Source organism: Nostoc paludosum FACHB-159, assembly GCF_014698835.1.
Classification (GTDB): domain Bacteria; phylum Cyanobacteriota; class Cyanobacteriia; order Cyanobacteriales; family Nostocaceae; genus Nostoc; species Nostoc paludosum.
Map to the genome: position 1 here is coordinate 34022 of NZ_JACJTU010000026.1, position 14809 is coordinate 48830.

At 41.0% G+C, this 14809-nt stretch carries 8 protein-coding genes; 2 read left to right on the top strand and 6 right to left on the bottom strand.

Annotated elements, in window-relative coordinates; all coding sequences use genetic code 11:
- Nucleotides 1-12 precede the first annotated feature (12 nt).
- A complete protein-coding gene (locus tag H6H03_RS24130; protein WP_190957592.1) occupies nucleotides 13-1029 on the top strand; it encodes a FecCD family ABC transporter permease in 1017 nt (338 codons plus the stop codon).
- Between the two features lie 253 nt (nucleotides 1030-1282).
- Here H6H03_RS24130 and H6H03_RS24135 read toward each other — a convergent pair whose 3' ends face one another.
- Nucleotides 1283-2536 (bottom strand): extracellular solute-binding protein, encoded by a 1254-nt coding sequence (locus tag H6H03_RS24135; RefSeq protein WP_190957593.1) that lies wholly within the window; start codon nucleotides 2534-2536, stop codon nucleotides 1283-1285.
- A 685-nt stretch (nucleotides 2537-3221) separates the two neighbouring features.
- Here H6H03_RS24135 and H6H03_RS24140 point away from each other — a divergent pair.
- A complete protein-coding gene (locus H6H03_RS24140; protein ID WP_190957594.1) occupies nucleotides 3222-5063 on the top strand; it encodes a tetratricopeptide repeat protein in 1842 nt (613 codons plus the stop codon).
- Here H6H03_RS24140 and H6H03_RS24145 read toward each other — a convergent pair.
- The 5 genes from H6H03_RS24145 to H6H03_RS24165 all read right to left on the bottom strand — a co-directional run bounded on the left by H6H03_RS24145 (nucleotide 5033) and on the right by H6H03_RS24165 (nucleotide 14384).
- Nucleotides 5033-5185 (bottom strand): hypothetical protein, encoded by a 153-nt coding sequence (locus H6H03_RS24145; protein WP_190957595.1) that lies wholly within the window; start codon nucleotides 5183-5185, stop codon nucleotides 5033-5035. The genes H6H03_RS24140 and H6H03_RS24145 overlap by 31 nt on opposite strands.
- A 135-nt stretch (nucleotides 5186-5320) precedes the next feature.
- Entirely contained in the window at nucleotides 5321-9310 is a 3990-nt protein-coding gene (locus tag H6H03_RS24150; protein WP_190957596.1) for an SMEK domain-containing protein, read from the bottom strand.
- Between the two features lie 232 nt (nucleotides 9311-9542).
- The gene (locus H6H03_RS24155) at nucleotides 9543-9878 is read right to left on the bottom strand and encodes a XisI protein (RefSeq protein WP_190957597.1); all 336 of its coding nucleotides are present in this window, start codon (nucleotides 9876-9878) and stop codon (nucleotides 9543-9545) included.
- Nucleotides 9866-10285 (bottom strand): XisH family protein, encoded by a 420-nt coding sequence (locus H6H03_RS24160; protein ID WP_190957598.1) that lies wholly within the window; start codon nucleotides 10283-10285, stop codon nucleotides 9866-9868. Before H6H03_RS24160 ends, H6H03_RS24155 begins: the two co-directional genes overlap by 13 nt.
- Before the next feature lie 112 nt (nucleotides 10286-10397).
- On the bottom strand, nucleotides 10398-14384 hold the full coding sequence (locus tag H6H03_RS24165; RefSeq protein WP_190957599.1) for a magnesium chelatase subunit H: 3987 nt from the start codon (nucleotides 14382-14384) through the stop codon (nucleotides 10398-10400).
- Nucleotides 14385-14809: the final 425 nt, after the last annotated feature.

Here is a 14809-nt window from a genome sequence, read left to right on the forward strand (position 1 = left end):
CCCCCTCGATTAATGAAAAGACTATTTCAGACAATTTTCAGTCAATACCGCGTATTTTGGGCTGTTTTGCTATTTGGTGTCGGACTGGTGGTCACGCTAGTGTTGTCCCTTTCCCAAGGAGCAGTACCTTTTAGTATGTCTGAGTTTTGGCAAGCGATTCTTCACCAAGGCGATCCGACTAAACAGACAATTCTCTGGGATTTGCGTCTTCCACGCATTTGTGCGGCTCTCATCGTGGGTGCTGCTTTGGGTATGTCGGGAGCCTTGCTACAAGGAATGTTACGCAATAGCCTTGCCGATCCCTTTATTCTCGGCATTTCTGCGGGTGCAGGATTAATTGTAATTTTAATGATTGCCTGGCAAATATTTCCGATCGCCATTCCTCTAGCTGCGTGGATAGGTGCAATTTTGACTTCGGCGATCGTAATTTTACTGGGTCGTGCGGGGTCGGGAATTTCAGTTGAGCGATTGATTTTAGGCGGGGTGGCAGTGAGTTCTCTATTTGGCGCTGTGCAAAGCACCTTACTGCTTTCAGCTGAAGACGGACAAATCCAAATTGCCCTGAGTTGGTTAGTTGGTAGCCTCAATGGACGGGGTTGGCAAGAAATTTCTATTCCTAGTGCTTACATCATCGTTGCATTGGTGGCGGGATGTTTACTGGCGCGATCGGTGAACGTGTTGGCTTTGGGCGATGATTTGGCTGTGGGATTGGGAATTTCGTTAACGCGATCGCGCCTATTAATTGGTGGTGTCGCCACATTATTAGCCGCAGGTGCAGTCAGCATCAGTGGCTTAATTGGATTTGTCGGCCTTGTCGTCCCTCACGGCGTCCGGCTGCTCGTTGGTACAGATCACCGCTTTGTTTTGCCACTTTCCGCCCTTGCTGGTGCATGGTTACTGACCTTTGCAGACTTACTCTCTAGATTAGGAGCAGTAGAACTTCCAGTAGGTTCTGTCACCGCCTTGCTAGGTTCGCCACTGTTTATCTGGTTACTTTATCGTCGTTCTGCTGGCTTTAATAAATTCTGATACAAATACTGGGAAGTTTCTCTAATTACTGTCTTATAGCAAAAGGCAGGAGGCAGGAGGCAGAAGGTAAAACTATTGTTATTCCTACCATTCACGCTTGTCATTATGTCCTAACCTATGTGATACCAATTCACTAAAATTTTGAAACAGATCCAAATCCAGAAATCCTTTTAAAATATGGATTTCTTAATTTTGAATTGTGAATTTTGAATTGGTATGACTACGGCTATAACTGTTTATTTTCAAGACAGATCTATTGAAGTTCCTTGAGAATGCTATTGTTCATTTGTTCTCGAATAGCTGGAAAACCAGAATTAGGATAAGGTAAAGCGTTTGTAATTTCTGATTTTAGAACTTTGTAATATGGATCTTGCTTAACTTTGGGTGTTTGAAAGACGCTGAGTGTTGCTGGAAGTAAGTATCTAGGAATAGCTTTTTTACCAGCGTCTTGACTCATCAAAATCCATTCTTGAGTAGATGGTGCATTTATATACGCAACAAAGCTTGAGGCAGCTTTTTGACAAGCTTGATCGCAATCTTTTCGTAATACAAAGGCGTCAACAAATAGAAGCGGATGTTTTCCTCGGCCAAATGGTGCGGAAGCTATTTTAATATCTCTAGCGCTTGCTCCTTGTGCCAATATAAAATTTAGCCTTTCTGAATATCCAAAAAAAGCATCGACTTTACCTTTAGCAAAATCTTTAGCACTCAAATCAAAATCATCATGATAAGTTTCATCTAAGCATGGATTTTTTCCGTTGGTTACACATTCTTTAGAAAAAGCTTTCAATGACTGCATGACAACTGGATCGAGATTAGGTGATATAGCCGAGGCGACTTTATTTAAACCATACGTATCAGCCCATGCATCTAGATAAAGGGCTGGTAGATTCCAACTACCTCTCAAATCTCCTGCTATATTTGGTATCTTTGGATTGAGTCGGTTGAGAGCGGTAAGAAGCTGAGAAATTGATTTTGCTTCTACAACTGATTTATCGCGAGAAAAGATAAAGTGACTACAAAGCCAATGTGGAACCCCATATATTTGGTTATTCACTGTTACAGCACTACGGGCTGCTGGATGCCAGTCATGTTGGGTTAGTGGTGCATTCCACCGTTGAATCACGTTTGATTTTACAAGGTCTCCTAATAATAAAGTATCTATTTCTACAAGGTGATAGCCATTATTTGCTGGAGATTCAGTTAGCCATTTTTTTAAAGTATCTGGCTCATAAAAACCATCATCGTCGGTAAGAGGCTTTAAAACTAAATCAATGGAAGGGTTTTTTTGCTCAAATTCCGTTTCTATTCTTTTAACTAGTTTGCTGTATTTATCGTTAGCAGTATCAGGAATATATGGAAATAATGCAACACGTAGGGTATTCTTGCTAGGACTTATTTGCGCTTTACCAACCTGATTAAACTCACCAATCCTTGTGATAGAAACGAATATACTTGTTGAGATTAAGCCTAAAACAAACAAAGCACTTTTATGAAAAACTTTCATATTTTTGCTCCTATAAATTATCAAGTCATTAGCTCGAATTTATCCATTTTTTTAGCAACGCGATACTCCTACGGAGTCGTGGCACGAACACTATCGCTGAAACCTCTGTGGGGCAGTGGTTTTACTTTTTTAACTTCATCGATAATCTGTGACGTAGAAAAAGTATTTGCCAAAAAGCCAGGGGTTTTACCGTATCAAGCGAACCAAGTTCTTAATTTTGGATAAAGTCGAGTTGAGAAAACTTCAGTATATTATTTATTATTTCATCGTCTATAAGTGAAATTACTGATAAAGCTATACTATAGACCTCTTGCATAAGTCGAATAGACCCCCCTTTATCCCCCCTTATAAAGGGGGGAAACTTGAAATCTTGCCCCCTCCCCTTCACAAGGGGAGGGTTGGGGAGGGGTGATTCAAGGATTTTTGCAAGAGGTCTTATGTATACTTGTCTTCAAACTAGGAAAGCTTTAATCAAGTCCATCCGCGAGATTTAGTTTTCTCTGCTAAATTATTTGACCGAGTGTTTAAAGATTTATTACCAAAACTAATAAAACCCGATCGCTCTTTTGCAACCAAAAATTCCAACACTAGGCACAATAGTATTTAAAATGATTTGAAAATCATTTCATTAAAAATTTCCCTACTTGAAGGTTAGGGGCTATCATAAGTCCAAAAAATTATTTATATGAATGCTGAAGATTTTTTCAACCAAGGATTCAACAATAATTTACAACAGAAGTATCAAGCAGCCATTACAGCTTATACCCAAGCAATCAAACTCAATCCTGATTACGCCGAAGCCTACCATAATCGAGGAATTATTTCAAGCAATCTCACAGATTATCACAGTGCGATCGCCAATTTCAATCGCGCCATAGAAATCAACCCCAAGTTTGCCACAGCCTACTATCACCGCGCCAATGGATACTACTTTTTAGGAGATTATGAAAAAGCCATCGCCGACCATAACCAAGCATTAGCAATCGACCCAAATCTCGCCCAATCCTACCACAGTCGCGGCAATGCCTACTTTGCCTTAGCAAATTACGACAAAGCGATCGCCGATTATATCCAAACCATAGAAATCAGTACCCAATTAGCTGATAACATCAATATTGATATTGCCAATGCCTATCATAATCGCGGCGTAGCTCGTTTCGATCGCGGGGATTCTCAAGGAGCGATCGCAGATTTTCAAGAAGCTTTACAGTGGTATCCTGATTTTGCCGCAGCTTACAGCAATCGGGGTAATATTCACCACCTCTTAGGAAATTATCACGAAGCGATCGCCGATCACCATCGGGCATTAGAATTAGATCCTAACTTGGCAGAGGCTTATCATAACCGGGGTAATGCCCACTACGCTCTAGCAGATTATGAAAGTGCGATGGCAGATTATAACCGCGCCTTAAAAATTAACCCCAACTTTGCCAGCGCATATTACAATCGGGGTTTAATTCTGTCTCACCTGCAAAATTATCAAGCCGCAATTGAAGATTTTAACCAAGCACTGAAACTCAATCCTGATGATGTGCAAGCTTATTGCGAACGCGGCCTGGTGCGTAGCACCCTTGAAGACTATGAAGGTGCAATTGCAGATTATGACCGAGCATTGCAAGAAAATCCGACACTAGCTTTAGTATACGGCTTTCGGGCGAATGCGCTTCGCCGATTGGGAAACTACCAAAGTGCAATTGAAGATAGTAATCGCTTATTACAACTCAATCCTAATTTAGCTGAAGGATATTGCGATCGCGCCGCAGCTCGTCGTTCTATTGGAGATCATAAAGGGGCAATTAAAGATTACGATAAGGCATTGCAGATTAATGATAACTTTGCCGCAGCTTATTATGGCCGGGGTATCGCCCGTGAAGCTTTGCAAGATTTCCAAGGAGCAATTGATGATAATACAACAGCCATAGAATTGATGCCTGACTTTTCCCAAGCTTACTGCAATCGGGGCAATGCTCGTCGTCTTTTAGGGGATGAATATGGAGCCATTGCAGATTATGATAAAGCTTTAGCAATCAATCCCGATTTAATCGAAGCTTATTATAATCGGGCTTCTACCAACTATGCTTTAGAAAAATATGAAAGTGCGATCGCAGATTACACCCAAGCATTGCAAATCAATCCTCAATCTGCTGCATTTTACAGCGATCGGGCTAACGCTCGCTACGCCATAGAAGACTATTATGGTGCGATAAAAGATTACACTCAAGCAATTGCCATCGACCCCAGCTTTGCTGAAGACTGGTACAATCGGGGGCGTAGCTATTCTCTTTTAGAAAACTTCAACTTAGCCTTAGCAGATTTAAACGAAGCCCTACAACGTCAACCTCATTGGGCTTCAGCTTACATCCTGCGAGCAGATGTCAACCGAAATTTGGGTAATTTGCAACAAGCAATTGCCGATTTTCAAAAATCCGCAGACTTGTATTATCAAGAAGGAAATATCCAGTATTATCAACAAATTATTCAGCTAATTGAACAACTTCAACAGACATCGCCTGTTGTGGAAGAGTGAGCGCGATCGCACCTGCAAATTCCCAAAAAGCGATCGCTAATTCTATGATGGCATTGTAGGCGATCGCCTGTTGTGCAAGAGTAGACTTTAGCGTACCTGACTGTAAGTATCACTAAAGACATCGCCTGTTATGAAAGAGTGAGTGCGTTAGCGTAGCTTACCGTAGGTATCACCTTACAGAAAACCTCAAAAATAAAGCGATCGCACTTTTATGTTTCGTAGTGAGTTGAATTTTTTAAGATTAGCTGATAACACCATCAACTCGTTTTACTGATTATCCTTGCCACTGCTGCTGCTTGTTCAGGATATAGTTGCGCTAGAGATTCGCACACTTCATAAGCAGCATCCAGGTAATAAGCACAGGGAATTAATATTTTCTTGAAATTAGGGTGATCACCTGTCTGAACAAGCCATGAGGCAATTTTTGGAAGTTGCCTGTTACGGTCTGTGAGAATAGCCTCTGTTGTCCTCACAGCTTGCTCACCTAATCCTGCTAATACCTGTACACAAGAAATTACATTAAGAGATTTCATTTGCTTTTGTTCATCGTCTATTTTGTTTTTAGCTTTAAGAATAGCGTCGAGGGTAGTGACTTGTTCTTGTTTTTTGTATTGCTCTTTAGAGATCAGCCACAATGCTATCACTTGTTCCCATGCATCTTCAATTTCATCTGTAATATTGAGCGCAGTTGGGATATCTCCCATCTCTAAGAGTGCTGCTATTATTGTCAATAAGTTTATGTCTCGCTGCTTTCCACTTTCTCGTGCAAACTTCAGCAAATAGTTAAATTTTACTTTTGTAGTCTCATTGTCAATAATAGATTCTAATACAATTTCTGTGCATATAATATTTATCCGTTTACCTTCTACAAAACGTTGTCCTTCTGAAATAGATGGGAGTATTTGTGAGGCATAAAAGAGAGTGTTTTTTGCTTCTTCCCTCTGTCCGGCTTCTGCCTGTAACTTGGCTATACTTTCTAGAACTTCGGATTTAGTCGAAGATAATTCAATGTTATGAGCCGTTTGACACGCAGAAGGGAAACATTTTATCCTTGCCTGTGCTAAAGCTATATATCTGAAGCTGTGTACACGTTCCGATTGCCATTCAATCTTATGTGCAGTTTGAATGGCATGATTAAAAATTTCTTTTGCCTCATCTTCTTTTTCTACCTTTACCAGCACTTCTGCTACTCTTGCTAGGGTGGTTGCTTGTTGCCATAGATTATGAATACTTAGAGCAATTTGATGAGCAATGCTGGCGGTATTTGCTGCTATCTGCTTAGATGTGGCTTTGAGTTGTACTTCTGCTACGCCTGCTAATGCTGATGCTTGTAAAAATGCTGATTCATATTGTTCATATTCTTGTGCCATCTGAAGAGCAGTAGCAAAGGTTGTCCTTGCTGTTAAAGTTGGGCTTGATTTCGCTTGCTCCTGTGCTATGATGCCCTGAATCTTTGCTCTTCTATTTGGATTATTAATCCTACCTGCATATTCTAGAGCTTCATTATATTGTTGTTTGTCTGAGTGCAAAGCTGCGATTTCAAATAAAAGCTCGTTTTTATCTGATTCAGTGTTTAAAACTTCAGAAGTATTCAATCTGTCCTTGAGTTGTAGTAATCTGTCATCTATATTATATTCATTGTCATTTGCATCACTTTCAATTACCTCTGTGGAAATTTCTTCTCCTGTTTTAATGGTGGCTATCTTCCTCTCTAAATCTTCCAATTGAAGATTTGGTTCTGATGAATTATTTATTGTTTTTGCCAAATCATAGGCTTCAGTAAAAGTTGCTAACATTGCTTCCTGATGCCCAATTTTTCCTTGTGTTTCTCCTATCATGATCATTGCATCAAACCAATCATGACTGGGAAAATGCTTTCGTGTAATTTCTAGTGCTTTGTCAAAAGTAGCAGCTGCTCTTATATCCCCTTTCTGTCCCTGTACCTTTGCTATACTTGCCAATTGCCATATTATTTGTATATCTGAGCTAATTTTTAATGTAGTATCAATAGCCGCAGTAAAGCGATCAAAATCGCTGAGATATATGGACAGAAAGCGTCGGTAGCGATCGTTTAATAGTTTTTGTTCTAAAACTTCACAAATACTATCACTTATTTCAAAATCATGAGCGAGAAAGTATACTGCAAAATCGCATTGCCAATCACCATCTCCCAGTATGTCAAAACATGGTAGTTCTTTCTGCTGCAATCGCTCCAATGTCGCTTGTGCCTCTTCCAATTTGCTCGTATCCTTCAATTCCCAAGCCAGCAGCAAATACCACAAAACACATCGCTCAATTTCATACAAGTCCGCCATTACTAAGGCACGGTCTAAACTACCTTTGTGCAGTGCATCTAAGGGTGACTCTTGCGAAGTTGTCTGTACTAACTGCCGTGCATGAGCCAACAAAAACTCTGCCATTTCACCTGCTTTGTCTTCTTCAGCAGCACCAAGCAAAGCAATCTGAATAGTTTTCAAAGGCAAATCAGGCTCATCAGGTAAATTTTCCTGTTGGCAAGATGCAAAAGTTTTATTCCGTGCGATCGCATACAAATCTTCCCACTGCTTCTCATCTCGTAAGTGTTCAGCATAATGTCGCAACCCATAACGACTCTGGTTGTCCTGCCAGCGACTACAGTAGTTAATCAAAGCCTCTAAAGCATCTTCAGCTTCGTCACCCAACTCATTTGCAAAAGTTTTTCCTAGCAATGGGTGTGCAAAAGCATAAAGTTTGTTTTCAGCAATTTTCATCCAGCGTGTCACTTGCCAGCACTGTTGTAGCTGCCGTAAATGGCGATCGCGCATTTCTGTCAGCGCCTTTACATCCTCTTTTTCAAGAGTGCCTTTCGCCACTGCCAACAATGCAAAAAATTTCCAACGCTGATCCGGTAATTCCAACTGGTCTAAGCGTTTTAGCTGCTGCTTTACATACTTTTCAAATCCTTTTGGCGTTTGTGCTAAAATTTCTCGCACATCATTTCCCTGTTTTGCTGTATGAATTAAATCATCAGTCAAGTATTTGAGGTAAAGCGGAAAGCCTTGGGTAATCTCATCAAGTTGCTTAACAAAATGAATATCATCAGCAAATATTGCTAACTCACCCTCACCAGCTTGTTTTAACCAATCTGCGATCGCTTCACGAGGTAATCGGTTAAGAAAAATAGGCTCTCCGCTATCTATCCAGCCATTTAGGTATTCTGGTTGTTCTCCCTCTTCTGCTCTTGCTGAAGCGATCACAAATACATTTTCAGGTAGAGGAGTAGGAAAAGGTGACTCAAAGGGATTTTCAGCTTCATCTAAACTATCTAGAATTATGACTAATGGTTTATCTTTTCGTGCGCCATGTTCTCGTAAGAGATAATAAAGCGCCTCTCTCAACTGTTGTTCATCATTGGGTAGTTGTTGATAGATGAGTTCGTCGTAGTAAATATAAAGTTGTTGCAACAAATGGCGATAAGCATTTTTTACAGATCGAGTAATATCATATCGCTGACTGAAAAAATGGTAAGCGATAAAACAGTCTTGATTCTGGAGTAAATTAACCCAGTTTGCTAGTAGTGCTGTTTTACCAAAACCTGCACCAGCTATCAACAATCTGACCACACCGTAATTTTTGCTTAAAAACTCGTTAAGTGTTTTAACTTCTTCAGAACGTCCAACGAAAAATTTAATATTTTCATTTATAATTTGTTTAACTTTATCAGCAACTTCTCTCTCAGGTGCTTTTCTTGCTTCACCAAAATTTTCTTCTAAAATACTTTCAATTTCGCATGTTTTCTTAATTTGTAAATTAGCAACTTCCTTGAGGATGTCTTGAGAATCTCGAATATCTTTGTCTTTGTCGAAATGAAACCTACCTTGAATTATTTCTTCATGTCCACTACCTGTATAATGCCCCTGCTTTTCTGTCAAAATATAGATAATTAACTTGTCATACTTTTCATAGAATTTATTCTTTACGAATTTTTCTAAAGTATCTTTAATTTTTTGATTATTAGATGTTGATGTAACCTGAAAAGCTACTCTTGCTGTTTCATCTCCTAAATCAATACCGGGATAGTTATTCTCTTCCGTATAATTCAGATTATTAAGATGCTCGTAACCGTAAACTTTAGCAAAAAGAGGTATCAATATAGTTTCAGCAATTTTATTAATGTCTGTTCTACTCATTGCATTAGAGTGCTTAATCTGAGCTATGAAACGAGACATTAATTCATTAATTCTGTTTTCCGAATCTAATAAATTCATATTGAACTAATAAATAATATTATTCTGTTAATAAATCTAAATTATTCAAAAAACAAAAATAATAATTACAACTTCCTTCTAATAATATCTTGCCAATTATCCATAATTAATACTTCTTACTTAATAATTTGATTCACCTTATTTAGCATTGTCTACCCCATCAATATCATATAAACACAGGAGTTGGGGTTAACATTCATTAAGTAGTACTTGGAGATTTTCAAAACATCTCCTAACTCACAGCATATTCTGTAAACTGTCTCATAAAAGGAGACTGAAAACCTAACACAATATCTTCCTTGGGAACTCCCGCAGCTACCAAATTAGCTGCAATATCATCTTCTGTACCATTCCACTGAAGCCAAATTTTTCCACCCTTAATATCAATATGAATAATACAACTATGTACCCAGTCTTGACCTTCCCAGCCTACATGAACTATTTGATAATGGTCACGTTGTGTATCAAAAATTGTTTCAACTTCTATATTTCCGTTAGCTGGTTTTTGCTCACTATAATCATTTAATATCTGTTGTACAAGCTGGCGATATCGAGTTAATTTATCCATTGAAAAATTACCTCTTGCTCTACATCATATATCAACATTTTCACTTGATTTTCTGCTATCATTTCTTGAGGAAAATCAAGTTGAAAAAATGTTTTGTAAGTTGTTAAAGGTACTGCTAAATACAAAACACGCTCCGGTTGTCGCCGTCGTAATGCACCTCTATAATTAATAAACTGTCCTAATGCTGTATGAAATTCTGAAATAGCAGACGACTTTTCTAAAAAACTTTTGACTTCTACTGCAATTTTTTGTCCTTCACGTTCTGCTGCAATGAGCTTTTCGGCGGCTAAATCAATCGAAAGATTAACGCCTCCCACGCTAATTGTGAGTGGATCGTTAGTAATTTGCCAACCATCTTTCTGTAAAGCTGTTTTGACAACTTCATGAAAGACATCTTTAGCAGACATACATATCCATAATTATATATTTGATTTTCATTTAGCCGCATTCCATAAAATTTTTCAAACCGATTAAATGTAGAGACGTTCTATAAAACGTCCCTACAATTATGATTAGGAATTATTCAATCCCTTCAATCCGGTCTTCAACTTCTTGGTACAACTCACGTAGTAAGTCTAAATTACTCTCGCTAGTTTCCCAATAACCGCGTCCATTCACTTCCAACAAAGTTGAAACAACTTTGCGGAAAGAATGAGGATTGAGATTCATCAACCGCTGACGCATTGCTTCATCTTTGATGAAGGTTTCGTTAGTATCCTCGTAAATCCAGTTATCCACAGCACCGGCTGTCGCACTCCAACCCATTGTATTTACCAATCGTTTGGAGAGTTCGCGTACACCTTCGTAGCCGTGAGACAACATCCCCTCGTACCATTTGGGATTTAATAATTTGGTACGCGCATCCAAGCGCACGGTTTCTGATAATGTCCGCACTTGTGCGTTGGCTGTGGTCGTGTCTGCAATATAAGATGCTGGTGTTTTACCATCACCGCGCAGACTTGCGACTAATTTGGTGGGGTCGGAGTCGAAGTAGTGGGAAACGTCCGTCAAGCTGATTTCGGAAGAATCCAAATTTTGGAAAGTTGCATCAGCAGTTTTCAATGTACTTTCAAAAATCTTTCGTGATTCGTCCATAATCCCAGGATTATCGGAATTGAAAGCAAAAGATTTTCGATTAAGATACATTTCTTGCAACTCGGCTTCGCTATCCCAAGTGCTGTTTTCCACTGCCAAGTTAATATTTGACGAGTAGGAACCAGAAGCGTTAGAGAAAACGCGAGTTGCTGCTTGACGCAAGTTAACCCCCATTTCTTCGGCTTGTTGCAAAGCGTGTTTGCGAACAAAGTTCATTTCCAAGGGTTCATCTGCCTCGGCCGCCATCTTCACGCCTTGGTCTAGCAGGTTCATTTGGTTGATGAACAAGTCGCGGAATACACCAGAACAGTTGATTACCACATCAATTCTGGGGCGTCCCAACTCTTCTAAAGATATCAATTCCAACTTGTTCACCCGTCCCAAGGCATCGGGAACCGGACGCACGCCTACCATCCACATAATTTGTGCTAGGGATTCACCATAAGTTTTGATGTTATCGGTTCCCCAAAGGACGCAGGCAATGGTTTCTGGCCATTTTCCACCGTTTTCGGACTTGTTACGCGCCAAAAGCCTATCTACGACGATTTTGGCTGATTGGACTGCTGCTGTTGTTGGGATGGATTGCGGATCTAGGGCGTGAATATTTTTACCCGTAGGCAAAACATCCGGGTTACGGATGGGATCGCCACCGGGGCCGGGTAGGACGTACTCGCCTTCTAAGCCTTGGAGTAATGCTCCCAGTTCGTTATCTGCACAAACTTGCTGGAGGCAGAATTCCAAATACTCAAACAGGGGTTTGAGCGTAGCTGTGTCAACTTTGGGATAGCCTGCTTTATGCAACGCTTCTACCCAAGGTTCTTTTTTGCCCATGTTGAAGAAATTCAACCGCGAAACTAGAGAAACTCGACCTTCAGCGTCGGTTTTCTCTTGAACAAGGGCACTAACAGCTGCACGGGTGGCTAAGGTGATGTCTTGCAATAGCTGGACATCTTCTAAAATACCTTTGTCACTATTTCGGTAAATTTCGTCAATATTGCGCCCGACGCTGTTAGCAATAATTCGCGGCAAGCTGACAATTTCTTCTTCTGGACGATCTAAGCTGGCAATGTTAACAAGAGTGGCGATCGCTTCTTCTGCACTTGGCGGTTTACCAATTACGTGTAACCCACAAGGCAACAACCGAGACTCAATTTCCATCAACTTGCGGTAGACGATACCAACAATATTATCCCGTTCGTCGGCGCTCATCTCTTTGGCGTCGGTTTCTGGCAGGTTAATATCCTTATCCAAGTTGACGATGCGGCATTTATCCATGATGGAATTGACAATGGGAATACCGCGTCCAGTATCTTTTAAGGTTTGGTAAGAAGCAATTAATTCGCTGAGTTCCTTCAAACCTTTATACAATCCAGCATTTTCTGCCGGCGGTGTCAAGTAAGAAATTGTTTCGGCATAACCCCGACGCTTGGCAATTGTCGCTTCGCTAGGATTATTGGCTGCGTAATAATACAGGTTGGGTATAGAACCAATTAAGTTATCTGGATAACATTCTCCAGACATACCCATTTGCTTACCCGGCATGAATTCTAGAGAACCGTGAGTACCAAAGTGCAGCACGGCGTCAGCTTGCCAAACTTGCTCTAGGTAGGTGTAGTAAGCAGCAAAACCGTGGTGGGGACTAGCCGAACGCGAGAACAAAAGCCGCATCGGGTCGCCTTCGTAACCAAAGGTGGGTTGCACGCCGATGAAGACGTTACCGAAGTGCTTACCATAAATCAGCAGGTTTTGTCCATCGCTGTTAAGATGTCCGGGAGGTGGCCCCCAATTTTCTTCTAGGCGTTGCGAATAGGGAGTAAGTGCCTCATATTCTGGCACTGACATTTTGTAGGCGATGTTCAGTTCCGGGCTGGCGTACTGTGCTTGGGCGTCGTGGATGACTTCCTGCATCAGTGCTTCGGCTGATTCTGGCAACTCTGGAAGGTCGTAGCCGTTATTTTTCAAAGCTCTCATCACTTCGTAGATGGAACCGAACACATCTAAGTAAGCGGCGGTTCCCACGTTGCCTTTATCTGGGGGGAAGCTGAAAACAGTGATGGCGACTTTTTTATCTAGCTTGGGTTTGCGGCGCAGGTTAGCCCATTTTAATGCTCTTTGGGCTACGGCTTCCATGCGGTCTTGGAGAGCGATCGCCTTTCCTGTTGCCCCATCTCTACCCGATAAGATAATCGGTTCAATTGCTCCATCCAATTCGGGAATCGCAATTTGCAAAGCTACTTGTATGGGATGCAAGCCTAAATCGCTATCCATCCACTCTTCTGTGGTTTGGAACACTAAAGGCAATGCCACCATGTAAGGGCGGTTTAAGCGTTTGAGCGATTCAATCGCCTTGGGATGGTCTTGTCTAGCCGGCCCACCGACCAAGGCAAAACCAGTCAGCGATATCACTGCATCTACTAACTGTGCATTGGTATTCGGTTCGTAGAAGTAGGCATCCACAGGCTTAGAGAAATCCAAACCACCAGCAAACACAGGTAATACCCGTGCCCCTAGCGCTTCCAACTCCTGCACCATTGCTACATAATGGGCATCATCACCTGTAACTAGGTGAGTGCGCTGTAATACTAACCCAATACAGGGAGCTAGGGGATCTTTGAGATCTTTAGAGATATCCTTACGTGCTGTGTACCAATTTAGGTACTCTCTGACATCCTCAAACATACTCGGAGCCAAAGGATGCCAAATCCCCATATCGGGATAAACCACTGGCTCTTGATATGTGCGAGGTGCTAGATTTTGTTTCTCTAAACCTTTAAATACGTATTTATCAGCTAGCATCAGCAAGAAGTTTTCCAGGTTTTCTGGAGAACCACCTAACCAATACTGAAAGCTGAGCATGAAATTCCGTGCGTCTTGTGCCTTGTCCATTGGTAGGAACTTCAGCACTTGCGGTAGCGTTCGCAAAAGCTTGAGCATCCCATCTTGGAATCCAGCACCGGATTTTTCTTTGCGTTTCCGCATGAATTGGGCGATCGCACTTTTTGACTGACCCAACTGTGCCAGGGAAAAGCTGCCCATTTTATTCAGGCGCATAACCTCTGGCATAGAGGGAAAGACAACGGCAACATCTAGGCGATCGCGATGTGGTTCTACTGCTGTTACTACTTTTTGTGCTAAGTCTTCGATAAAAATCAGGGAGGCGATAAATATATTGGCACTCTCCATATCCCTTTGGAACTCCTTATAGTTCTCTGGATCTCGGAGTTCCTCAATTAAGTAACCGCTGATTTCAATCGCCAGTTCTTGGTTGCTAGCGTTAATCGCCCGCACCGCTTGTGACAATGCACTCTGGTACTGGGACTCAAGCACGACATAGACCACCTTGATTAAATTACGTCCGCGTAAGTTATCAGGCGCAATGTGTCTAATGGTGGACTTGACGTGGGTGAACATGCTTCCTCGGCTCCTTTGATGCGTGTTCTCTACTAGAAGTTCATAAGCAGCTGATACTGCCGCAGTTAACTTCGTTATTATTGGGCAATATGAGTTTTTTATCAGAAAATGCTTGCCCAGTGGGCATTTTATCGCCTATCTGACACAATTCGATATAAAAAAAGAAATATTTATTAACCTATATTGACAACTTATTAAAGTAATTACTCTTATTTATGTAAATTTTTATTTACATTGTTATTTAACTATTGAGCTATAAAGTCTAATATAGCTTAAGTTAGCAAGGTGGCGATCGCTTGTCCTCTCTTGCTTGTAGACATTAAGATATAGGAGTTGCCAGCTAGATTAGGAGATAATATTTCTGGCAAAACAATCAGTTTCATGACCACTGGCTTGTTCCTCTGCTTAAAGAGGAATGGCAGCGA

What these genes read in the sequence shown, in the direction of transcription:
- H6H03_RS24140 (WP_190957594.1), top strand. Translation starts at nt 3,222, where the DNA reads ATGAATGCTGAAGATTTTTTCAACCAAGGATTCAACAATAATTTACAA.
- H6H03_RS24130 (WP_190957592.1), top strand. Translation starts at nt 13, where the DNA reads ATGAAAAGACTATTTCAGACAATTTTCAGTCAATACCGCGTATTTTGG.
- H6H03_RS24155 (WP_190957597.1), bottom strand. Translation starts at nt 9,878, where the DNA reads ATGGATAAATTAACTCGATATCGCCAGCTTGTACAACAGATATTAAAT.
- H6H03_RS24135 (WP_190957593.1), bottom strand. Translation starts at nt 2,536, where the DNA reads ATGAAAGTTTTTCATAAAAGTGCTTTGTTTGTTTTAGGCTTAATCTCA.
- H6H03_RS24165 (WP_190957599.1), bottom strand. Translation starts at nt 14,384, where the DNA reads ATGTTCACCCACGTCAAGTCCACCATTAGACACATTGCGCCTGATAAC.
- H6H03_RS24160 (WP_190957598.1), bottom strand. Translation starts at nt 10,285, where the DNA reads ATGTCTGCTAAAGATGTCTTTCATGAAGTTGTCAAAACAGCTTTACAG.
- H6H03_RS24150 (WP_190957596.1), bottom strand. Translation starts at nt 9,310, where the DNA reads ATGAATTTATTAGATTCGGAAAACAGAATTAATGAATTAATGTCTCGT.
- H6H03_RS24145 (WP_190957595.1), bottom strand. Translation starts at nt 5,185, where the DNA reads ATGTCTTTAGTGATACTTACAGTCAGGTACGCTAAAGTCTACTCTTGC.